This is a genomic window from Bradyrhizobium sp. 33ap4 (genome assembly GCF_032654765.1).
Classification (GTDB): domain Bacteria; phylum Pseudomonadota; class Alphaproteobacteria; order Rhizobiales; family Xanthobacteraceae; genus Bradyrhizobium; species Bradyrhizobium australafricanum.
Genome location: NZ_JAUMTJ010000022.1, coordinates 103998 through 125824 on the forward strand (window position 1 = coordinate 103998; position 21827 = coordinate 125824).

Genomic DNA, 21827 nt, shown 5'->3' on the forward strand with positions numbered 1-21827 from the left:
AGCGCTCCCACGAGGTTTTTACGGCGGAACGCCCGGTTCGGCCGGGCGCGTACGGAAAAGATGGAGCTTAGGTAATCCTTTTTTGCGACAAGCTCAACCTTGGCCGACAGGTGTCAGGCCAGCGTCAGACGCGCTTCGTGGCAGCGTTAACGACGGCTTCAGCAGTAATGCCGAAATGCGGGAAAAGGTCCTTCGCCGGGGCGCTGGCGCCGAATCCGTGCATGCCGATGAATTCGCCGTCATGGCCGATCACGGCATCCCAGCCCCAGCGCACCGCGGCCTCGATCGCGATCTTGACTGGGGCGTTGCCGATAATGGCATTTTGCCGTTCGGCGGGCTGTGCCAGCAGCAATTCCAGCGACGGGACCGAGACCACCCGCGTCGCGATGCCGCGTCCGGCGAGCTGCTTCTGCGCCTCGACCGCGATCTGGACCTCGGAACCCGACGCGAACAATGACACTTTTGCGTCACCCTGCGCCGCGACCAGCTCATAGGCGCCGTGGCTGCACGGGTTGTCGTTCGGCGCCGTGGTGCGGAGCTGCGGCAGGTTCTGGCGAGTCAGCGCCAGCACCGTCGGTCCGTCGACGCGGTTGAGCGCCAGTTCCCAGCACTCGGCGGTCTCGACCGCGTCGCAGGGACGGAACACGCGCATGTTGGGCATCGCGCGGAGCGCGGAGAGATGCTCGACCGGCTGGTGCGTCGGGCCGTCTTCGCCGAGGCCGATCGAGTCATGGGTCATGACATAGACGACGCCGGTGCCCATCAGCGCCGACAGCCGCATCGCGCCGCGCGCGTAGTCGGTGAACACCAGGAAGGTGGCGCCGTTCGGCGCGAAGCCGCCATGCAGGAAGATGCCGTTGAGGCATGCCGCCATGCCGTGCTCGCGGACGCCGTAATGGATGAAGCGGCCCTTCGGCGTCTTGGCGCCGAACGCCGTCGCCGACTTCGCCTTGTTGTTGTTGGAGCCGGTGAGGTCGGCGGAGCCGGCGACGAATTCCATCGGCATCGCAGCCGCAATCACCTCGATCGCGGCTTCCGACGATTTGCGGGTCGCGACGTTGAGCGGATTTTCCAGGAGCCCCTTCTTGAAGGCGCGCAGCCCCTTGGCGAGCGACTGCGGCCGCTCGTGGCGAATGCGGCGTTCGAACTCGGCGCGCTTGCGGCTGCCGAGCTGCGCGAACTGCTCGTCCCACGCCTTGTGCTCGGCGGCGCCGCGGGCGCCTGCCTCGCGCCAGGCGTTCAGCACGTCGTCGGGCACCGAGAACGGCTCGAGCGAGATGCCGAGCTTCTCCTTTGCCGCCTTGAGCTCGTCGGCGCCGAGCGCTTCGCCATGCGCCTTGGCGGTGCCGGCCTTGTGCGGCGCGCCGTACCCGATCGTGGTCTTGCAGGCGATCATCGAGGGCTTGTTGGATTTCTGCGCGCGGGTGATTGCAGCGGCGATCGCCTGCGGATCCTGGCCGTCGATCAATTCGGCGGCCCAACCTGCGGACTTGAAGCGCTTCACCTGATCGACGGAATCGGAGATCGAGGTCGGGCCGTCGATCGAGATGCCGTTGTCGTCGTACAGCACGATCATCTTGTTGAGCCGCCAGACACCGGCGAGCGCGATCGCTTCCTGCGAGATGCCCTCCATCAGGTCGCCGTCGGAGGCAAGCACATAGGTGTGGTGGTTGACGATCTTCTTGCCGAACTCGGCGGCCAGCATCTTCTCGGCGAGCGCCATGCCGACCGCGGTCGCGATGCCCTGGCCGAGCGGACCGGTGGTGGTCTCGATGCCCTTGGTGTGGAAGTTCTCGGGGTGTCCCGGTGTAAGCGATCCGAGCTGGCGGAAATGCTTGAGCTGGTCGAGCGTCATGTCCTTGTTGCCGGTGAGGTACAGCAACGAATAGAGCAGCATCGAGCCATGGCCGGCCGAGAGCACGAAGCGGTCGCGATCGGGCCACGCCGTGTCGGCCGCATCGAATTTCAGGAATTTCGTGAACAGGACGGTCGCGATGTCGGCGGCGCCCATCGGCAGGCCGGGATGGCCGGAATTCGCCTTTTCGACGGCGTCCATGGCAAGGCCACGGATCGCATTGGCCATACGGGTGTGATCGACCTGCGTCATGATGAAAAGTCCGCCTAAAATGAGGAGCTGATGCTGGACGCATCGGGCGGGCAGCCGCGATACGCGCGTGGATGGCCTTACGGGTTGGGGGTGGATTAGCACCTCAATTCCGCAAGTCCAAGGCGATGGAACGCCTCAAAACGGGGAAAAGTTGCCCGAAATCGCCTATTTCATTCAACGGTGCATAGTTCTCCGCCGCCGTTGCGCTGGGCTCGCTTGCCACGTAAATTTCGTCCCGTAAACGCTTGCCGAACCGCCTGTTTTGCCGTGCGGCAGGCCTGTCTTCCGCAGGCTACCAAGCCAACCGACTTGAAAGGTCCACGCCGCGTGTCATGAGTGATCGTCTCGCCAACGGGTCTGGCAATACCGAGGCACCGCTTGCCGATATCGATGCTGCGACAAAGCGGCTGATGGCTGCGCTTGATGCGCTGGAGAGCTCGGTGGAGCGGCGCCGCGAGGCCGACCGCGACGAGAACGAATTGGCGAGCCGCATCCAGGCGCTCGGCGCCGATCGCTCCAGGCTTGCCGACGAACTCGACGGATCGCTGGTGAAGACGCGCAAGCTCGAGCGCGCCAATCGCGAGATCGCGGAAAAACTCGACGCGGCAATCGGCAGCATTCGCGCCGTGCTCGACGGCGGAGACAGCAGATGAGCCACATCAACGTCACCATCAATGGCCGGCAATACCGGATGGCCTGCGAGGAGGGCCAGGAGGTGCGGCTCCTGAAGCTCGCGGAAAATCTCCAGCAGCGCGTGGAATCGCTGCGCGGCAAGTTCGGCGAAATCGGCGATGCGCGGCTGACGGTGATGGCGGCGCTCACCGCCTGCGACGAACTGGTTGACGCCAGCGCACGCATCCGCAGCCTCGAGGAAGAGGTCGAGCAGCTGCGCAACGCGCGCGTTGCCGCCATCGACCGCGCCCGCGCGACCCAGACCGCGGTCTCCAACGCGCTCAACGCCGCCGCGGAGCGGATCGAGCGCACCACGCAGGTGCTCAACCGCACCATCGGCGGCGGCATCGCGATCGGGTGATCTATATTTTATTTTCCGGCATCGGGTGATCTTATCCTCCCCTGGAGGGGGAGGATCGACGCTCATGAAATGAGCGGCGAGGTGGGGTGACGGTCTTTCCACACGTGTAGCGCCCGCGTTGAGAGATCACCCCACCCCGGTTCGCATTCCGCTACGCTTCATGCGTACCGACCCTCCCCCTCCAGGGGAGGGTGGAGAGAAGTGCATGAGTCTCGGCTGCGTCTTCCTTACCGCTGGCGGATTGGGGCAACGATGGCTAGATTAGCCCCCGCGAAGCTGCGTCGTGCGTCAGGAGCCATATATCCCCGGGGCCTTATCGATCCTTTAGGGAACTGTCCCTGGCCGGGTCCGTGGACCCGGACATATGGTGCCCACCTACTTTCGTAGGGAACTCCGGGATCGAGCGCTCCAACGGCCTCTGCGGCTTCGCACTGATTTTTGCTGTTGCCTTGTCGTCGCGCTGCGGCGGTTGAATTGTCTAGCAGTGTTGTGCCCCGCGATACGGGGCGTCCAGTGCGCCGCGGCCTGGCCTTAACGAAAGCTAGCGTCTCTGGGATGATGGATCGTCCGTTGTCGCGGACGACGACAGCGGAAGATGGATCATGCACGCATCTCCATCGAAGGCCGAGCTCCGGGCACTTGCTCTCGCCAAGCGCGATGCGCTGAGCGACGAGCAGCGCGCGACGGCTGCCGAAGCACTCGCCAAGCGCGGCGCGCCGTTCGAGATCGCGCCGGGCATGATCGTCTCGGGCTATGCGCCGATCCGCAGCGAGCTCGATCCGGCGCCGTTGATGAAGAAGCTTGCCGACAGGGGCGCGCGGCTCGCGCTGCCCTGCATCAATGCGCGCGGCCAGTCGCTGACCTTCCGCAGCTGGTCGCCGCAGGACCGGCTGATGCTCGGGCCGCTCGGCATTCCCGAGCCGTCGCCGGCCGCCGCCGAGGTGCATCCGGACGTGATGCTGGTGCCGCTCGCGGCATTCGACAAGCTCGGTCACCGCATCGGCTACGGCGCCGGTTATTACGACTATACCTTCGCGCATCTGCGCAAGGCCAAGCATGTGATCGGGGTCGGACTTGCCTTTGCTGCACAGGAAACCAAGGCGATTCCGGCGCTGTCGCACGACGTCCCGCTCGATTTTGTGCTAACGGAGCGCAAGACGTTCGATTTCCGGAGTAGCTAGCCTTGCGAATTCTCTTCGTTGGTGACGTCGTCGGCAGGACCGGCCGCACCGCCATCGCCGACCACCTTCCCGGCATGATCAGGGACTGGTCGCTCGATCTCGTGGTCGTCAATGGCGAGAATTCCGCCGGCGGCTTCGGCATCACCGAGGCGATCTATCAGGAGCTGCTCGACGCCGGCGCCGATGCGATCACGCTCGGCAACCACGCCTGGAATCAGAAGGAGGCGCTGGTCTTCATCGAGCGCGCGCCGCGCCTGATCCGCCCGCTGAATTTTCCGCGCCATTCGCCCGGCCGCGGCGCCACGCTGGTCGATACCAAGAGCGGCAAGCGCGCGCTGGTCCTCAACGCGATCGGCCGCGTCTTCATGGAGCCGTCCTCGAATGATCCGTTCAGCGCCATCGAGCGCGAGCTCGAGGCCTGCCCGCTGCGCGAGGGCTGTGATGCCATCGTGCTCGATTTCCATGCCGAGGCGACCAGCGAGAAGCAGGGCGTCGGCTTCTTCTGCGACGGCCGCGTCAGCCTCGTGGTCGGTACCCATACCCACGTGCCGACCGCCGATCATCAGGTGCTGCCGGGCGGCACCGCCTATATGAGCGATGCCGGCATGACCGGCGACTATGACTCGGTGATCGGCATGCAGAAGGAGGAGCCGCTGCAGCGCTTCCTCACCGGCATTCCCTCCGGCCGTTTCGAGCCGGCGGGCGGCGTGGCAACACTGAGCGGCATCGCGGTCGAGACCGACGATGCGACCGGGCTCGCGGTGAAGGTCGCGCCGGTGCGCGCCGGCGGGCGGCTCGAGCCTGCGGTGCCGGGGTTTTGGGTGAAGTGAGGTTGCCGTAGCCCGGATGAAGCGAAACGAAATCCGGGAATCTCTCCGCGGTCGCATTGATCCGGATTGCGCTTCGCTGCATCCGGGCTACGAACTACGACTGCCGAAAACCCATCCGGAATGCGCCCCAGTGGCGGCCGTTCACGACGATCGGCGATGACAGGTCCTTCATCAGCACGAAATTGCCGCCGCCCATGTCGCGGCGATAGGTCTGCAGCAGGAACGGTTTTTTGTTGGCTGCGACCTTGCTCACCGCGCGATCGTTGAACAGGCGGCGGTTGCGGCAATTGGCGTTGTTCCACACCGGGTCCGGCCCCTGCGGCTGCCGGTAGTTCGGATTGTGGGTCGGCAGATAGCCGCTGCGCGCCCAGGCGACGCAGAACACGATGCGCGGATCGCTCTTCTGGATCGGATCCTGGATCGCGGGCAGCACGCGGTCGGTAAACGCGACGTAGTCGGTCAGGTACTGCTTCGGATTGGTGCCGGCGATCTCGCGATAATTCTCGTCCATCAATTGCGCGAGCGTGATCTCGCCGCGCGCCACGGCATTCTCGAACAGCTCCGAGATCTGCCTTGCGGTGTCGATCACGACGCGGATCAGCGGCGTGTCGCTGGTCTGCACGCCGCTGTCGGCGATGGTCACGATCAGGCTCTCGGAGAGTTCGAGCAGTTTCGCGACGCGGCTGTCGGCGTGCTTGAGGTCGCGCGAGGAGAGATCGACGCCCTTCGCCAGCTCGTTCAGCTCCGCGATCACGCTGTCGCAATGGCCGAGATTGGAGGTCGCGGCGCGCGCCACGCTGCCGATCTCGGCGCCGACGGATGAGAAGCCTTCCTGCACGCGCATGATGATGGCCGAAATCTGCTGGGCGCCTTCGCCGGCGCTCTTGGCGCGCAACGAGGCATCGCTGCTCTCGCCGATCAGGCTGCCGATCTGGCCGTCGAGATCGCGCACGGTATCGGAAATCTGATGCGTCGCCTGGCGGGTTGCTTCCGCAAGGTTCTTGACCTCGCTCGCGACCACCGCAAAGCCGCGGCCCGCATTGCCGGCGCGCGCCGCCTCGATGGTGGCGTTGAGCGCCAGCAGATTGGTCTGCTTGGCGATCGCCTCGATCGAACCGGAAACCTTGGCGACCTGGCTCAGCGCGGAGCCGACCGCGGCGAGCCGCGCCTCGATCCGTCCGACCGCCGCGACGAGCTCCGCGATATGGCTGACCGCCGTCTCGACCACATGGCGCGACTCCGCGATCTGGCCGACCGCGGCGGATGCGGTCGTTTGCACCGCCTGCGATGCGTTGGCGATGTCGTGATTGGCGGCGACCATCGTCTCGGCCGTCGTCTGCAAATGATGGAAGCGCTCGGACTGGCTGCTGACGCGGTTCGCGACCTCCTGGACGTTGCCGGCGATGTCGGCGAGTTCCACCCCCAGGCCGCCGATGCGGTCGGCGAGCTGGTCCACCAGCCGCTCGGCCAGCGTTCGGTCCGATGACGTATCCAGAACTGCAAGCTGCGCGGCCGACATGTCGACGCTTCCTCCGTTACAGCGGCCCGTCGGCCGCCGCAGCATTCCCCATTCCAACCCTAAAGCGTGATTCGCGCTGCCGGTCTTGCCTGAGCGCGCACTCGGGCCTTTTGTCGCTACGAAGCGTTCAAAGCTTGTAGGCGGTGCGGAACCCGCCCCAGTGCCGGCCGCGCACGCGGATCGGTACGTCGATCTCGCGCATCATCACCGTGTTGCCGCCTCCCATGTCGCGCGCATAGGTCTGGATCAGATAGGCGCGCTGGTTGCGGCCGGCGGCGAGGCCCGCGGCGTCGTTGAAGATGCGGCGGTTGCGGCTGTTGGCGGTGTTGTAAGCCACGTCGCCCGGCCGCTGCGGCTGCGAGTAGAGCTTGTTGTGGACGGGCAGATAGCCGTTCTGGTCGATCATCACGCAGAATGCCATCCGCTTGTCCCTGGCGAGGAACGCCTCTTGGAACGCCGGCAGCGTGCGCTCCGCCCAGTCCAGCATTTTGGTGCGGTACTGCACCGGGTTGGTGCCTGCGATCTCGACATAGTCGGTGTCGAACATGTCGGCGATCGTAATCGCGCCGCTCGCCAGCCCGTTCTCGAACATCTTGCCCAGCGTGCTGCCGGCTTCGATCGCGCGGGTGACGAGCTCGGCGTTCTCCTCGTGGATCGCCCACATCCGGTCTTCGATTTTTTCGCGCAGCTCGGCGGTTGCCGCCTCGAAGCGGGCCTGGCTGCCTGCCTTGGAGCGCTCGCCGACCCGGATCCGGCACGCGCCGATCTCCTGCAATGTCGCGTTCAGGGTCTCCTGCACCGGCAGCTTCCCGGCATCGGCGCCGCCGATCAAAATGCCGTCCATCGCGATCTCGTAGACCGGCGCGGTGATGATGCCGCGCGCGGTCGTGATCTCGATCTTGAGGCTGCAGGGCAGGCGCTCGTTCTTGCGCGGATCGCCGCGCTCGTCCTGGCGCAGCAGCACCGCGCAGCGCGCTTTCAGCTTCTGGGCGAAGGCGGTCACCGCCTTGCCGGCCCTGGCGACATTGTCGCCATGCGCGGCGGCTTCGCGCGTTGCACTGTCGATCTCGCCGGCGCTGGTGCCGACCGAGACGATGAAGTGCGAGGCGGAGGCGGCGTTCTGGCCCATCTCGCCGGTGATTTCATTCTGCTCGGCAACCGCGCCGTTGACGTTCTCGAACACCGGGCGGATCTTTTCGATCGCCTGGGAGATGCGGTGCACCGCGTCCGCCGATCCGGTGGCATCCTTCTGCAACGCCTCGATCTTGCGGGTGATCTCCTCGGTCGCGCTCTGGGTCTGCACCGCCAGCGCCTTGACCTCGGTTGCGACCACCGCAAAGCCCTTGCCGGCGGCACCGGCGCGCGCCGCCTCGATCGTCGAGTTCAGCGCGAGCAGCGTGGTCTGCCGCGCGATCTGTGCGATCAGATTGACGACGTTGCCGATCGCGGCCGAGGATTCGCGCAGGCGATCGACATTGGCGGTGGCCTCGCGCGCCGCGGCCGCGGCGTCGTCGGCGAGCTGGCTCGCGCTGCGCACCTGTGCCCCGATGCCCTCGGCGGAGTGGGTGAAGCGGTCGGCGGCTTGCGAGAACGTCGTCGCGGTGCTCTGCGCATCGCTGCTGCGGCCGGTCAGCGCGTCGGTGCGGGTGCGGATCGTGGCGAGCTTGGCTGCCGTCGCCTCGGCGCCGTCGGCGACCGAGCTCGCGGCGCGTTCGAGCTGGCGGATCATCGCGCCGAGCTCGAGTTCCAGCAATTCCAGGATCTCCTTGGAGGAATCCTTGGCCGAATCAGTCTCGGTCGAGACCTCAAGGGTTGCGGCCGCGGTTGGAACCTGCGGCGCGACGGCCGGCGCAGCCGGCTCCGGCACTTGCTTTCGAAACAAACCGAACGCCATGTGGGCTCTTTGGGGGCTGTGGAAAGTTGCGGCGGGACGGGGCGATCCTCGCACCCGGGCATGAAGTCATGGTTAACAAGTGCCTCATATTCCGGCTTGCGGTAGTATTGCTCTGCCGGAGGGCCCCGCCGATCCTTTGATTTTGACCGTGAGGGGCCTATAAGGCCGCGTTTTCCATCCCTGTTCAGACCCTAAGCTCCGAAGAGACGTCGCATGGCCGGCCATTCCCAATTCAAGAACATCATGCACCGCAAAGGCCGGCAGGATGCCCAGAAGTCGAAGCTTTTCGGCAAGCTGGCCCGCGAAATCACCGTGGCGGCCAAGCTCGGCACCCCGGACCCGGCGATGAATCCGCGGCTGCGCGCCGCCGTGGTCGCGGCCCGCGCCGAGAACATGCCCAAGGACAATATCGACCGTGCCATCAAGAAGGCCGCCGGCAATGAAGGCGAGAACTATGACGAGATCCGCTACGAGGGCTATGGCCCCGGCGGCGTCGCAGTCATCGTCGAGGCGCTGACCGACAACCGCAACCGCGCCGCTTCCGATATCCGCTCCTTCTTCACCAAGTCGGGCGGCAATCTCGGCGAAACCGGCTCGGTCGCCTTTATGTTCGACCGCACCGGCATCATCGAATACGACGCCAAGGTCGCCTCCGACGACGCCATGCTGGACGCCGCGATCGAGGCCGGCGCCGACGACGTGGTCTCCAGCGAAGGCGGCCACGAGGTCTACGCCTCGCAGGACACCTTCCGCGAAGTCGCAAAAGCGCTGGAAGCGAAGTTCGGCGAGCCGCGCAAGGCGGCGCTGACCTGGAAGCCGCAGAACACCGTCGCGGTCGACGACGAGACCGGCGAAAAGCTGCTGAAGCTGATGGACCTGCTCAACGAGCACGACGACGTCCAGAACGTGTTCGCCAATTTCGAGGTGTCCGACGCGCTGATCGCGAAGATGGGCGGCTAGTCGCTTGCACTGCTGTCGTCGCCCGGCTGGACCGGGCGACCCAGCATTCCAGAGACATGCATTTGATCCGAGAAGCCGCGGCGTACTGGATCCCCCGCTCCCGTGCGCAATTGCGCACTAGGCGGGGATGACAAGTGGGTCGAGTACGACGACCGCGGCAGGGGATGAGGCTCCGTTTGTGTTTCGTTCTCCCGGCGCAGGCGGTATCACTAGCCCATGACATCCCAGCCGATTCGCTCTCCCGTCCGCATCATCGGTATCGATCCGGGTCTCCGCCGCACCGGCTGGGGGGTGATCGAGACCGAAGGCAATCGTCTCGTCTATATCGCCTGCGGTTCGGTCGAGCCGCCGGACGATCTGCCGCTGGCGAGCCGGCTGCTTGCAATCCATGAGGGGCTGGCCGCCGTGCTCGGCGATTACAAGCCTGCGGAGGCGGCGGTCGAGCAGACCTTCGTCAACAAGGACGGCGTTGCCACCCTGAAGCTCGGCCAGGCGCGCGGCGTCGCCATGCTGGCGCCCGCAATGTTCGGTATCTCGGTCGCCGAATACGCGCCGAACCAGGTCAAGAAGACCGTGGTCGGCGCCGGACATGCCGAGAAGAACCAGATCCAGGTGATGCTGAAGATCCTGCTGCCGAAAGCCGAGCCGCCGTCCGCCGACGCCGCGGACGCGCTCGCGGTCGCGATCACCCACGCCCATCACCGCCAGAGCACCGCGCTGCGGCTCAGGGTGGCGAGCCTATGATCGGCAAGCTGAAGGGCCTGATCGATTCCTATGGCGAGGATTACGTGATTCTCGACGTCGGCGGCGTCGGCTATCAGGTGCACTGCGCGGGCCGCACGTTGCAGGCGTTGCCGTCGCCAGGCGGCGCCGCCGTGCTCTCGATCGAGACCTATGTCCGCGAGGATCAGATCAAACTGTTCGGCTTTCGCAGCGATCACGAGCGCGAATGGTTTCGCCTGCTGCAGACCGTGCAGGGGGTCGGCGCCAAGGTCGCGCTCGCGGTGCTCGGCACGCTGCCGCCGACCGATCTCGCCAACGCCATCGCGCTGCGCGACAAGGCGGCGGTGGCGCGGACGCCGGGAGTCGGGCCGAAGGTCGCCGAGCGCATCGTCAGCGAATTGAAGGACAAGGCGCCAGGCTTTGCCGATGTCGATCCCGCGGTGGTGCAACTGTCAGGCGCGATCGACAACAACCGCGCGCCACGTCCTGTCACCGACGCGATCTCGGCGCTGGTCAATCTCGGCTACGGCCAGCCGCAGGCCGCCGCCGCCATCGCCGCCGCCTCGCGCAGCGCCGGTGAGAAGGCCGAGACCGCGCAGCTGATCCGGCTGGGGTTGAAGGAACTGTCGAAGTGATCAGTGGATTGGAGCGCCTCTGTTCTTCACCTCGCCCCGCTTGCGGGGAGAGGTCGGATCGCATCGCAGATGCGATCCGGGTGAGGGGGTACAGGTCTCGACACACATTGCGCTCGCGGAAGCAGCCCCTCACCCCAACCCTCTCCCCGCAAGAGCCGGGAGAGGGAGAACAATCTCGTGTTAGTCTCGCATCATGAATACGCCCTCGCGCATGGTCTCGCCTGAACGCCGCTCCGACGATGTCGGTGACACCGCGCTGCGGCCGCAGTCGCTGACGGAGTTCGTCGGTCAGGCCCAGGCGCGCAAGAATCTCTCGATCTTCATCGAGGCTGCGAAGAAACGCGGCGAGGCGCTCGATCACGTGCTGTTCGTCGGTCCCCCCGGCCTCGGCAAGACCACGCTGGCGCAGATCGTCGCGCGTGAGCTCGGCGTTGGCTTTCGTGCCACCTCCGGCCCTGTCATTGCGAAGGCCGGCGATCTCGCGGCGCTGCTGACCAATCTCGAAGAACGCGACGTGCTGTTCATCGACGAGATCCATCGCCTCAGCCCAGCGGTCGAGGAAGTGCTCTATCCCGCGATGGAGGATTTCCAGCTCGACCTGATCATCGGCGAGGGTCCGGCGGCGCGCTCGGTCAAGATCGAATTGTCGAAGTTCACGCTGGTCGGCGCGACGACGCGCGCAGGCCTGCTCACCAATCCGTTGCGCGACCGCTTCGGCATTCCGATCCGGCTCAACTTCTACACCGAGGAAGAGCTCGAGAAGATCGTCACCCGCGGTGCCCGCGTGCTCAACATCGGCATGACGGCCGACGGCGCCAACGAGATCGCGCGCCGCGCCCGCGGCACGCCGCGCATCGCCGGCCGCCTGTTGCGCCGGGTGCGCGACTTTGCCTCGGCCGCCGATGCCGATTCCGTCGACCGCGGCATCGCTGACCGGGCGTTGAGCGCGCTCGAGGTGGACAGCGTCGGGTTAGACGCGATGGACCGGCGCTATCTCACCACCATCGCGTTGAACTATGGCGGCGGGCCGGTCGGCGTCGAGACCATGGCGGCGGCGCTGTCGGAGCCGCGCGATGCGATCGAGGACATCATCGAGCCCTATCTGATCCAGTGCGGCTATCTGCAGCGTACTCCGCGTGGCCGGCTCCTGACCTCGCACGCCTTCCGCCATCTCGGCCTCGCCGAGCCGAACCGCGACCCCTCGCAGTTCGGCCTGTTCGGCGGCAATGGCGACGAGGATTGACGCATGATCCGGAAGAGCGCGAGGCGGTTCTTCATGCTCAAAGGCCTCCGCTCCCGAAGTCGTGAAGAGACGTGTTGATGCGGCGCATCGCACTTGCCGGTAACCTTGCGCGCTAACCATTGCGTCATCTCTGCAGGCCGTCTGCACAAACGCGGCCCAATTTCGCTCCAATCAAAGGGCCTATGATCACTCAGAGCGTTTTCGACAAGCGCCAGGCATCACCGATCACACGTCCATGATTTCACGTCGTCATTTTCTGCGCGGGTTCGGCGGGTTGACCGCCGCCAGCGCTTCGACCGCGGCCTATGGCTTGAGCGAGCCGGTCGTTCGCCTCGCGCTCACGCGCTACGATCTGTCGCCGCGGCAATGGCCGGCGGATTTTCCGCTCAAGATCGCCGCGCTCGCCGACATCCACGCCTGCGATCCCTGGATGTCGCTCGATCGCATCGCTGAGATCGTCGAGCGGACGAACGGTCTGAACCCCGACATCATCGTGCTGCTCGGCGACTATGTCGCCGGGCTGCGCCACGTCACCCGCTTCATTCCGGCCTCCGACTGGGCCGCGGTGCTGAAGGGCCTGAAGGCGCCGCTCGGCGTACACGCCGTGCTCGGCAACCACGACTACTGGGAAGACAAGGCGGTACAGCGCCTGGGGCGCGGCATCCCGCTGGCGCGCCGCGCGCTGGAATGGGCGGGGATTCCGGTCTACGAGAACGACGCGGTGCGGCTCGCCAAGGACGGCCGTCCGTTCTGGCTCGCCGGTCTCGGCGACCAGCTCGCCTTCATGGCGGCGCGGCCCTATCGCCAGGTCACACGCATCGGCGTCGACGATCTCAACGCGACGCTTGCCAAGGTCACAGACGACGCGCCGGTGATCCTGCTCGCGCATGAGCCCGACGTCGCGCTCCGGGTGCCCTCGCGCGTCGCGTTGCAGCTGTCCGGCCACACCCATGGTGGGCAGGTCAGGTTGCTCGGCTGGTCGCCGGCGGTGCCGGTGAAGCACGGCATGCGGCTCGCCTATGGCCATATCAAGCTGAAATGCGACGTCGTCGTCTCCGGCGGCCTCGGCTGCAGCATCATGCCGTTCCGCCTCGGCGTGCCGCCCGAGATCGTGCAGGTCACGCTCGGCGCAAAGGGGCCAATGGTGTCCTGAGCGCGCTTGCGTGGGCGAGAGCTGCGCATCGGATGCGGGCCGACGGCGGTTCCGTCGAAAGTAACTGCTGTATCCGTTCCGGTTCCGGAGTGGCGCCTTTCGACATGGCCGCGATGAAGGATGGTAAGTTGCCGCATATTTCTGTGGGCGGTACCCTTCACCCTAAGGTAGCGGGAGGGATTGCGCAAAATGCAGGATTGGTATCCCAAGAAGCTCGTCGTCGGCGTTCAGGGGACGACAGGCACCTACGAGTTCATGAAAACCGTTTTCGGCCGGGAGCAGCCGTTCCGTTACGCCGAATTTGGAATCTACATGGCGGATACCGCAAGAAACGTCTGCCAGCTGTTTCCCGAGTGTGAGCTGCATCTTTTCGATTTCAACGATGCGGTCCAGCGCGCGGAGACAAAGCTCAGCGCCTACCCCAACAAGATCTCATATTTCGGCAACACCCAGAAGTTCAACGATTCCTACAACTGGTCTCTCATGAAGCTGATCAGGCAGTATGAGGGCGCTCCGATCTATGATTATTGCTTTCTCGACGGCGCGCACACGGTCGCAGTCGACGCTTTGAACTACTTCTTGTGCGACAAACTGCTCAAGGTTGGCGGTTACATGGATTTCGACGACTATGAATGGCGTCTGAGGGGATCGTCACTCGATCCGACGAAAATTCCGGCAATCGGCGATCAATATACCGATGAGCAGATCGACGCTTTTCAAGTCAAGATGATCGTTGACGACCTGGTCAGAACAGATCATCGGTACCAAGAGGTCGTCAGAAACAAGGTATTCCAGAAGGTCGCCTGATCCAGATCGCCAGCCGATCCCAAGATTTCCCGACCGTGCTTGCGTCGGCCGGCGATTTTGCGCAATACGAACCAAAGTCTTGCGCAATCGGGGGCTGCAAATGACCTCACCCATTCTCGACGGCCAGATCCGCGACGGCCGCCACCATATGCAGGTCCGCGTCTATTACGAAGACACCGATTTTTCCGGCATCGTCTATCACGCCAATTACCTGCGCTTCATGGAGCGCGGCCGCACCAATCATCTCCGCCTGATGGGCGCCGAGCAGCAGGCGCTGTTCGATGAAGCGCAGGAGGAGACCGGCGGCTTCGCCTTTGTCGTGCGCTCGATGACGCTCGACTTCCTCAAGCCGGCGCGGATGGACGACGTGCTCGACGTCGTGACCTGGCCGATCGCGGTGAAGGGCGCCTCCATCATGCTCGCTCAGGAAGTCCGGCGCGGCGATGACGTGCTTGTGAAGGCCGAGGTCCGCGTCGCCTTCATCAGCGGCGGCCGCGCGCAGCCGATTCCGAAGGCTATTCGCGCGCTGATGAAGGCCGATCTGGCTTAGAGCGTTTTCGAGCGAAGTGGGTACCGGTTCGCGTGAAGAAAACGCGTCAAAACACGAATCCGGAGCCCCGTTCCGATACAATCGGAACGGAATAGGCTCCAACTATCGGGCGATAGGAAACGCCCCATCGACTCTTTGGGACGCAGCGCTAGATTGCGCTGTAAACAACGAGGGATCGCCAATGTCACGCCCGCCGCTACCACCCTTCACCCGCGAGACCGCCGCGCAGAAAGCGCGCATGGCGGAGGACGCCTGGAATTCGCGCGACCCGGTTCGGGTTGCCGGCGCCTATACCGAGGACAGCCGCTGGCGTAACCGCTCCGAGGTGTTTCAGGGCCGCGAAGCGATCGTGGCCTTCCTGACCCGCAAATGGGAAAAGGAGCAGGAGTATCGCCTGATCAAGGATCTCTGGGCGTTCGACGGCAACCGCATCGCAGTCCGCTTCCAGTACGAATGGCACGATGCCGGCGGCAACTGGTTTCGCTCCTACGGCAACGAGCAGTGGGAGTTCGACGAGCACGGCCTGATGCGCCGCCGCGAGGCCTCGATCAACGACATCGCGATCTCGGAGAAGGACCGCCGCTTCCATTGGCCCGCCCCGGGCCCGCGTCCGGCCGACGTGCCGGGCCTGGGGCAGGAGCCGTTCTGATCGGCTCTCCGTAGCCTTGTAGCCCGGATGGAGCGAAGCGAGATCCGGGACGATCTCTCCTGTTGTGCGGTCGATCCCGGATCGCGCTGCGCTCCATCCGGGGCTACGGGTCGTTGTGGGGACTCATCGAAAACGTTTGCGCGTCTCGAAGAGGGCTGATTTATGCTGGTCGGCGATTGTAACCTCACCGCGTCCGCCGGATCCATTACATGCCAATTGAACGTTCTACAGCCGTAGTGCTGGCAGGCCTCTTGCTCGCGACTGCTCTCATCCTTGCCCAGCCCGCGGCTGCGCAGAGCAGCGCAGACCATTCCGCAAAATGGGGGCCGCTGTTTCGCTCTCAGGTCACCAAGTGTTGACGTAAACCTGCCCCCGTTGGGGACGAGGCAGCGAACATAAAGTTGGTTCTCGAGATCAGGCTGACGCGCGAGGGCTCGCTGGCGGAGCAACCGTCGGTGTCGTCGCAGAACAGTCCGGCCGTGTCAGACTACTCCCAAGCCTATCGCAAGAGCGCGCTGCAAGCGATCACGCTATGCCAGCCATATTCCTTGCCGGCCGAATACTACGATGAATGGAAATACTTCATGCCGGTGTTTCTAGAGATGCCGTCCCCTCCCGGCGGGAAGGGGAAGCCTGCAGCCGGGGAGCTGGATAAGCGCAAGCTTTCGATTTGCCGAGGATGCTGACCGCGGCACCCCTTCACCTCGCCCCGCTTGCGGGGAGAGGTCGGATCGCATCGCAAGATGCGATCCGGGTGAGGGGGTATAGGTCTCACCGCATTCGCAACTCGCGGAAGCAGCCCCTCACCCCAACCCTCTCCCCGTAAGAACGGGGAGAGGGAGAGAAGACAGTGCCTCCGTCGTAAGAAACCCTACGCCGCAGCCTTATGCCGCGCGATCTCGGCCTTGTAGAGTTCGAACTCCTCCGCGATCGCCTTCGCGACCGAGGGACGGGCGCGCAGGCGCTCGTAATAGGCCTTCAGCGCCGGCCATTTCGCGAGCTCGATCGGCGGCGTTGCCATGGTCCAGTTGATCACGGTGACGAGATAGGCGTCGGCGACGCTGAAATGATCGAGCAGGTAGTCGCGGCCCTTCAGGTGGTCCTCGAGATAGTCGAGCCGCGAGACGTACTTCTCCAGCGCATAGGTCTTGGCTTCCGGCGGCGCCTTCTTGTCGAGCAGCGGCAGGAACAGGCCCTTGTGCAGCTCGGTGCCGATGAAGCACAGCCATTGATGCAGCTTTGAACGCTCGGCGTTCGACGCGGTGCCGATGCCGGCGCGCGGAAACTGGTCGGCGACATATTGCAGGATCGCGGCGTTCTCGGTCAGCACGACGCCGTCGTCGGTGCGCAGCGTCGGCACCAGGCCGAGCGGGTTAACCTTGCTGAAGTCGGAGCCGTCGTTGCGCACTGCCTTGGTCTTCGGATCGACCTCGAGATAGTTGGCCGGCTGGCCCGCTTCATAGAGCGCGACGCGGGTCGCCATCGAGCAGGCGAGGGGCGAGAAATAAAGGTCCATGGGTGCCTCCAGGGTCTGGCGCGGGGGTCCGGCCGTTGTTGATTTTTGTACTGTCTTGGATAATATTGGTCGCGTCAAGGAATTAAATGCGAAATGGTACAAAAAAGTAAGAGGCCGCCAACTGCTGCCAAAATCGCGGGGCCGGTTGCGCCGAAGCGCCGCGGGCGGCCGCGCGCGTATGAGCCCGATGTCGCGCTCGGCAAGGCGCTCGATCTGTTCCGGCGCGACGGCTTCGCCGCGACCTCGCTCGATGATCTGAGCGCTGCGACCGGCATGAACCGGCCGAGCCTCTATGGCGCGTTCGGCGACAAGCGCGAGCTCTACATCAAGAGCTACCAGCGCTATCGCGATGATGCGCGCGCCGCGATGGTCGATATCTTCCGCGCCGACGCGCCGCTGCGCGAGCGGCTCGAGCGCATCTATCGCATCGCGCTCGACATCTATCTGTCCGGCGAGTCCGGCCCGCGCGGTTGCTTCACGGTGATGACGGCGGCGTCCGAGGCGGTGTCGGATCCGGACATCCGCACCATGGTGGTCGAGGGCCTGACCGAGCTCGACAAGGCGTTCGGCATCTGCTTCCGCCACGCCAAGGAGCGCGGGGAACTGCCTGAGGGGACCGATCCGGCGTCGCTTGCGCATCTGGCCTCCGCCACCATCCACACCATCGCGATCCGCGCCCGTGCCCGCGTGCCGCGCAAGGAGCTCGAGGCGATCGTGAAGGGCGCCATCGACGTGCTGTGCGGCGCGAAATAGCCGCGCAAATTTTCTTGCCGGGCAAATGTCGACCGCTGGCTTTCCCGCCCGTCTTCCGTAAGGTCCCCCCACTCACGGAAGCGGAACATCATGGGAAAAGTCAGGACTTCAGTATTCACGGTCTCGATCGACGGATTTGGCGCGGCGCTGAATCAGAGCCTCGAACATCCGTTCGGCGTCGGCGGCCTGGCGCTGCCTGCCGCGTGGTTCTTCGAGACGCGAACCTTTCGCGCGATGACCGGCCAGGACGGCGGCACCACCGGTCTCGACGACGAGATCGCACGCAAGTCGATGGAGGGGATCGGCGCCTGGATCATGGGCCGCAACATGTTCGGCCCGATCCGCGGACCATGGCCGGATCATGCCTGGAAAGGCTGGTGGGGCGACAATCCGCCGTACCACACGCCGGTGTTCGTGCTGACCCATCACGCGCGGCCCGACATCGAGATGGAAGGCGGCACCACGTTCCATTTCGTGACCGACGGCATGCTCGCGGCGCTCAAGCGGGCGCGCGCGGTTGCCGGTGACAAGGATATCCGCGTCGGCGGCGGCGTCTCGGTGGTGCGTCAATTCCTGCAGGCGCGTCTGCTCGACGAGCTGCAGCTGGTGCTGCCGCCGGTCGTGCTCGGCGCCGGCGAGAGTTTGTTCGCGGGCATCGATCTGCCCGCCCTCGGCTATGCCGTCGTCGCGCATGTCGCGAGCCCGCACGCGACCCACGTCACCTTCGCGCGCAAATCCTAAACCGCTCACGCCTGCGTCAGCAGCGTCACCTCAATTCCGGCATCGAGAAGAGCGTCGAGCTCGCCTCCGACCGGCTCGCCGAACTCGTTGCCGGGATGGGCGGCGGCGCTAATACCCCCGCTTGCGATCGACGAGGTTTTCCAGCGCGCCGCCGGCCTCGAAGCGCGCGATCTGCTGCGCGACATATTTCGAGATCTCGTCGGCGTCGGTGTCGGCGGCGTTGTGCGGCGTCAGCACCACCTTCGGATGGCTCCAGAACGGGCTCGCCTCGGGCAGCGGCTCGGTCTCGAAGACGTCGAGCGAGGCGGCGCCCAGCGTGCCGTCATCGAGCGCGCGCAGGATGTCGGCCTCGTTCTGCAGGCCGCCGCGGCCGGCATTGATGATGACGGGCGCGCCGAGCGGGCTCTCGCGGTTCAGCTTCGCGAACGCATCGCGGTTCAGCACATGCCTTGTGTCCGGCGTCAGCGGCAGCAGGCAGACCAGGATGTTGGTCGCGCGCAGGAACGCGTCGAGCCCGTCCGCGCCGTGATAGCAGGCGATGCCGTCGATCCGCTTCTCGCTGCGGCTCCAGCCGACGACGCGGAAGCCGAGCGCGCGCAGTGCCTTCGCCGCGGCGGCGCCGAGCGTGCCGAGCCCCATGATGCCGACGGTGATCGCGCTCGCCGCCCACTGATAGTCCGGCGCCCAGCGCTTCACCCGCTGCGACTCGCGCAAATAGAGCTCCTGGCGGTGATGCATCAGAACGTGCAGCACGACATATTCGGTCATGCGGTCGGTGAGATCGGAGACCGAAACCCGCACCAGCGGCACGTCGGGCAGCGAGCGATCGGCCATCAGCGCGTCGACCCCTGCGCCGAGATTGAAGATGACGCGCAGGTTCTTGAATACCGCGAGCTCGCCCGGCTTCGGCTTCCACACCGCCGCATAGTGCACCTCGGCGGGATCGAGCGCGCCATCCGGCAGCAGCACCACGCGGCGGTCCGGGCAGATCGCGTCGAACCGCGCCTTCCAGCGCGCCGACGACCAGTTTTCCGAGCCGCCATTGATCAGCAGCGCGAGCGCGCCCTTACCCATCCCGATACCTCCAACGTCTATGTGATGTATGTCACAAAGCGGGTCCGGCCCGCTCTCATCTCCTGCCATCAACAGGGGAGAACTTCCATGCGCAAACTGATCCTGGTGTCGGCTTTCATCCGCTCCGCCGTCGCCGCGATTCACGCCCGTGCTCGCAAACGCCGGCACGCCGGCTCAGGCTCGACCGGCCGTTGCTCCAACGCAGAGCGAGGCCCAGCCGGCCCCATCGCAGGCCCAGGCGCAACCCGGGGAGTCTCCGCGGCGGCAGGCGATCCCGTCCGTTGACGAGGAGCCACGTCCGCCATCGCGAGAGCGATGGAGCCAAGGCACGCTGGATCGCCGCCCGCGACGGCGTCAATTGGTAACCGCACGTTCATCGCCGCGGCGACGGCCTGACGCGCCGTCGCCGCGACAAACGTCCTGTCCGTCGAAGCTCGCCATGAAGTCCCGATCAAAATCCACCGTCGGCATCCGGAACCTAAATTTCTTTCGCGCCCCCTGTCGGCAGCGGGCATAATCGTTCGTTCTTGCAATGAACGGAGATGCCTTTTCGATGCTGTACGCCATCCTCTGCTATCATGACGAAGACATGGTCGGCTCCTGGAGCAAGGAACACGACGCCTCCGTCATGCAGAAACTGTCCGTCGTGCAGGACAAGCTCGCCAAGCAGGGCAAGCTCGGCCCGGTGGCGCGGCTGTTGCCGACCACCGCGGCCACCACGCTGCGCAAGGAAAACCCGCCGCTGGTGCTGGACGGCCCGTTCGCCGAAACCAAGGAACAACTGCTCGGCTTCTATCTGGTCGAGGGCAAGAACCTCGACGAGGTGCTCGACATCGCGCGCGACCTCGGCGAGGCCAATCCCGGCGGCACCTATGAGATCCGCCCGGTCGGCTACTTCAATCAGGGAGGTACCAAGGCGTGAGCGTGACCGACACCGCCTGGATCGATGCTGCGTTGACGTCCGCGCGTCCCCAGGCGGTCGGCGCCCTGCTGCGCTACTTCCGCAATCTCGACACCGCCGAGGAGGCGTTCCAGAACGCCTGCCTGCGGGCGCTCAAGAGCTGGCCGCAGAACGGCCCGCCGCGCGATCCCGCGGCGTGGCTGATCATGGTCGGCCGCAACGTCGCGATCGACGAGGTCCGCCGCAACAAGAAGCAGCAGCCGCTGCCCGACGACGACCAGGCGATCTCCGACCTCGACGACGCCGAGGACGAGATCGCCGAGCGGCTCGACGGCTCGCATTACCGCGACGACATCCTGCGGCTGCTGTTCATCTGCTGTCACAAGGATCTGCCGGCGACGCAGCAGATCGCGCTCGCGCTGCGCATCGTCTCAGGTCTCACGGTGAAGCAGATCGCGCGCGCCTTCCTGGTCTCGGAAGCCGCGATGGAGCAGCGCATCACGCGGGCCAAGGCGCGCGTCGCCGATGCCAACGTACCGTTCGAGACGCCGGGTGCGGTCGAGCGCAGCGAGCGGCTCGCCTCGGTCGCGGCGATGATCTATCTGATCTTCAACGAGGGCTATTCGGCGAGCGGCGACACCGCCGAAATCCGCGCGCCACTGTGCGAGGAGGCGATTCGTCTCGCCCGCCTGCTGCTGCGGCTGTTCCAGAGCGAGCCGGAGATCATGGGGCTGACGGCGCTGTTGTTGCTGCAGCATGCCCGCGCCGAGGCGCGCTTCGATGCCGATGGCCAGGTGATCCTGCTCGACGACCAGGACCGCAGCCTGTGGAATCAGAAGCAGATTGCCGAGGGCCTCGCGCTGATCGACAAGGCGATGCGCCACCGCCGCAGCGGGCCGTATCAGGTGCAGGCGGCGATCGCAGCGCTGCACGCCCGTGCGGAAAAGCCCGAGGATACCGACTGGACCCAGATCGATCTGCTGTACGGCGCGCTCGAGGTCATGCAGCCGTCGCCGGTGATCACGCTCAACCGCGCCGTTGCGGTCTCCAAGGTAAAGGGGCCGGAAGCCGCGCTCGAGATGATCGAGCCCTTGGCGCCGCGGCTTGCCAACTACTTCCACTATTTCGGCGTCCGCGGCGCCTTCCTGATGCAGCTCGGCCGCAACGAGGACGCCCGCATCGCCTTCGACCGCGCCATCGCGCTCGCCAACACCACAGCCGAAGCCGCCCACATCCGCATGCATATCGACCGCCTGATGCGCGACAGCCAGCCGCACAACGCGAAGGCGAAGTAGCGGTCAGCAACAGCGCACCGGCATACTCGCTGCACCTCCCCCGCAAGCGCAGGGCTATCGCATATGGCTGGCGGTCATGACGACAGGGAAACATCGCGTACAGAAGCGCGCGAATGCCGTATGCCCCCGGGGGGGCGAGCGTGCGTCTGCGCGATTTCGGAATATTGGAAATATATCCCTGGGTTGCCCGACGTGTCAAGCAGCCCGGTCAGCAGCCCGGTCGAACGCCGGCCGCCGCCGGCTACTTTGCATGGGGTTGTTTT

23 protein-coding genes and 1 other RNA gene are annotated in these 21827 nt (G+C 65.3%); 18 read left to right on the forward strand and 6 right to left on the reverse strand.

Annotated features, from left to right (window positions below; all coding sequences use genetic code 11):
- Positions 1-124: 124 nt before the first annotated feature.
- A complete protein-coding gene (tkt, locus tag Q2M23_RS18825) occupies positions 125-2107 on the reverse strand; it encodes a transketolase (protein ID WP_229190966.1) in 1983 nt (660 codons plus the stop codon).
- A 332-nt stretch (positions 2108-2439) separates the two neighbouring features.
- Here tkt and Q2M23_RS18830 point away from each other — a divergent pair, with 332 nt between their 5' ends.
- From Q2M23_RS18830 to Q2M23_RS18850, 5 genes are all read left to right on the forward strand, one after another.
- Positions 2440-2760 (forward strand): DUF4164 domain-containing protein, encoded by a 321-nt coding sequence (locus Q2M23_RS18830; RefSeq protein WP_018269681.1) that lies wholly within the window; start codon positions 2440-2442, stop codon positions 2758-2760.
- Positions 2757-3140 carry a cell division protein ZapA gene (locus tag Q2M23_RS18835; protein ID WP_028332812.1) on the forward strand — a complete coding sequence of 128 codons (384 nt, stop codon included), beginning with the start codon at positions 2757-2759 and terminating at the stop codon, positions 3138-3140. Before Q2M23_RS18830 ends, Q2M23_RS18835 begins: the two co-directional genes overlap by 4 nt.
- A 270-nt stretch (positions 3141-3410) precedes the next feature.
- Positions 3411-3571, forward strand: a non-coding RNA gene (gene ssrS / locus Q2M23_RS18840) — 6S RNA.
- Between the two features lie 171 nt (positions 3572-3742).
- Entirely contained in the window at positions 3743-4321 is a 579-nt protein-coding gene (locus Q2M23_RS18845; protein ID WP_057016202.1) for a 5-formyltetrahydrofolate cyclo-ligase, read from the forward strand.
- A gap of 2 nt (positions 4322-4323) precedes the next feature.
- Positions 4324-5151: a TIGR00282 family metallophosphoesterase gene (locus Q2M23_RS18850; protein WP_253624978.1), complete on the forward strand. Its 828-nt coding sequence runs from the start codon at positions 4324-4326 to the stop codon at positions 5149-5151.
- A gap of 94 nt (positions 5152-5245) precedes the next feature.
- Here the strand turns inward: Q2M23_RS18850 and Q2M23_RS18855 are convergent, their stop codons facing one another.
- The gene (locus tag Q2M23_RS18855) at positions 5246-6670 is read right to left on the reverse strand and encodes a methyl-accepting chemotaxis protein (protein WP_316396484.1); all 1425 of its coding nucleotides are present in this window, start codon (positions 6668-6670) and stop codon (positions 5246-5248) included.
- 127 nt (positions 6671-6797) lie between these two features.
- A complete protein-coding gene (locus Q2M23_RS18860) occupies positions 6798-8564 on the reverse strand; it encodes a methyl-accepting chemotaxis protein (protein ID WP_316396485.1) in 1767 nt (588 codons plus the stop codon).
- Between the two features lie 213 nt (positions 8565-8777).
- Between Q2M23_RS18860 and Q2M23_RS18865 the strand changes: the two genes are divergently transcribed.
- The 9 genes from Q2M23_RS18865 to Q2M23_RS18905 all read left to right on the forward strand — a co-directional run bounded on the left by Q2M23_RS18865 (position 8778) and on the right by Q2M23_RS18905 (position 15970).
- Positions 8778-9524: a YebC/PmpR family DNA-binding transcriptional regulator gene (locus Q2M23_RS18865; RefSeq protein ID WP_016842553.1), complete on the forward strand. Its 747-nt coding sequence runs from the start codon at positions 8778-8780 to the stop codon at positions 9522-9524.
- A 216-nt stretch (positions 9525-9740) separates the two neighbouring features.
- Positions 9741-10268 carry a crossover junction endodeoxyribonuclease RuvC gene (ruvC, locus tag Q2M23_RS18870; RefSeq protein ID WP_028343970.1) on the forward strand — a complete coding sequence of 176 codons (528 nt, stop codon included), beginning with the start codon at positions 9741-9743 and terminating at the stop codon, positions 10266-10268.
- Positions 10265-10882: a Holliday junction branch migration protein RuvA gene (gene ruvA, locus Q2M23_RS18875; RefSeq protein ID WP_106321298.1), complete on the forward strand. Its 618-nt coding sequence runs from the start codon at positions 10265-10267 to the stop codon at positions 10880-10882. The genes ruvC and ruvA overlap by 4 nt, the downstream gene beginning before the upstream one ends.
- A 193-nt stretch (positions 10883-11075) precedes the next feature.
- Positions 11076-12125 carry a Holliday junction branch migration DNA helicase RuvB gene (ruvB, locus tag Q2M23_RS18880; RefSeq protein ID WP_316396488.1) on the forward strand — a complete coding sequence of 350 codons (1050 nt, stop codon included), beginning with the start codon at positions 11076-11078 and terminating at the stop codon, positions 12123-12125.
- A gap of 235 nt (positions 12126-12360) precedes the next feature.
- Complete coding sequence (locus Q2M23_RS18885; RefSeq protein WP_316396490.1) at positions 12361-13278, forward strand: metallophosphoesterase; 918 nt, start codon at positions 12361-12363, stop codon at positions 13276-13278.
- A gap of 189 nt (positions 13279-13467) precedes the next feature.
- Entirely contained in the window at positions 13468-14085 is a 618-nt protein-coding gene (locus Q2M23_RS18890; protein ID WP_076825032.1) for a hypothetical protein, read from the forward strand.
- 100 nt (positions 14086-14185) lie between these two features.
- Complete coding sequence (ybgC, locus tag Q2M23_RS18895; protein ID WP_028332822.1) at positions 14186-14635, forward strand: tol-pal system-associated acyl-CoA thioesterase; 450 nt, start codon at positions 14186-14188, stop codon at positions 14633-14635.
- Between the two features lie 181 nt (positions 14636-14816).
- Positions 14817-15284 (forward strand): DUF1348 family protein, encoded by a 468-nt coding sequence (locus Q2M23_RS18900; protein ID WP_057016209.1) that lies wholly within the window; start codon positions 14817-14819, stop codon positions 15282-15284.
- A 401-nt stretch (positions 15285-15685) separates the two neighbouring features.
- Positions 15686-15970, forward strand: coding sequence for a hypothetical protein (locus Q2M23_RS18905; RefSeq protein ID WP_229190975.1), 285 nt, complete (start codon positions 15686-15688; stop codon positions 15968-15970).
- A 185-nt stretch (positions 15971-16155) separates the two neighbouring features.
- Here Q2M23_RS18905 and Q2M23_RS18910 read toward each other — a convergent pair whose 3' ends face one another.
- A complete protein-coding gene (locus tag Q2M23_RS18910) occupies positions 16156-16800 on the reverse strand; it encodes a glutathione binding-like protein (protein WP_316396493.1) in 645 nt (214 codons plus the stop codon).
- 93 nt (positions 16801-16893) lie between these two features.
- Here Q2M23_RS18910 and Q2M23_RS18915 point away from each other — a divergent pair, with 93 nt between their 5' ends.
- Entirely contained in the window at positions 16894-17553 is a 660-nt protein-coding gene (locus tag Q2M23_RS18915) for a TetR/AcrR family transcriptional regulator (protein WP_316396495.1), read from the forward strand.
- 90 nt (positions 17554-17643) lie between these two features.
- On the forward strand, positions 17644-18294 hold the full coding sequence (locus Q2M23_RS18920) for a dihydrofolate reductase family protein (RefSeq protein ID WP_316396496.1): 651 nt from the start codon (positions 17644-17646) through the stop codon (positions 18292-18294).
- Between the two features lie 108 nt (positions 18295-18402).
- On the opposite strand, the gene Q2M23_RS18925 is transcribed toward Q2M23_RS18920, so the two are convergent.
- Both Q2M23_RS18925 and Q2M23_RS18930 read right to left on the reverse strand, forming a co-directional pair.
- On the reverse strand, positions 18403-19368 hold the full coding sequence (locus Q2M23_RS18925; protein ID WP_168859037.1) for a 2-hydroxyacid dehydrogenase: 966 nt from the start codon (positions 19366-19368) through the stop codon (positions 18403-18405).
- 354 nt (positions 19369-19722) lie between these two features.
- A complete protein-coding gene (locus Q2M23_RS18930) occupies positions 19723-19935 on the reverse strand; it encodes a hypothetical protein (RefSeq protein WP_168859038.1) in 213 nt (70 codons plus the stop codon).
- Between Q2M23_RS18930 and Q2M23_RS18935 the strand changes: the two genes are divergently transcribed.
- Together Q2M23_RS18935 and Q2M23_RS18940 are read left to right on the forward strand one after the other, a co-directional pair.
- The gene (locus tag Q2M23_RS18935) at positions 19922-20290 is read left to right on the forward strand and encodes a YciI family protein (RefSeq protein ID WP_028332829.1); all 369 of its coding nucleotides are present in this window, start codon (positions 19922-19924) and stop codon (positions 20288-20290) included. The genes Q2M23_RS18930 and Q2M23_RS18935 overlap by 14 nt on opposite strands.
- Complete coding sequence (locus Q2M23_RS18940) at positions 20287-21564, forward strand: RNA polymerase sigma factor (RefSeq protein ID WP_316396498.1); 1278 nt, start codon at positions 20287-20289, stop codon at positions 21562-21564. Before Q2M23_RS18935 ends, Q2M23_RS18940 begins: the two co-directional genes overlap by 4 nt.
- The last annotated feature ends 263 nt before the right edge of the window (positions 21565-21827 follow it).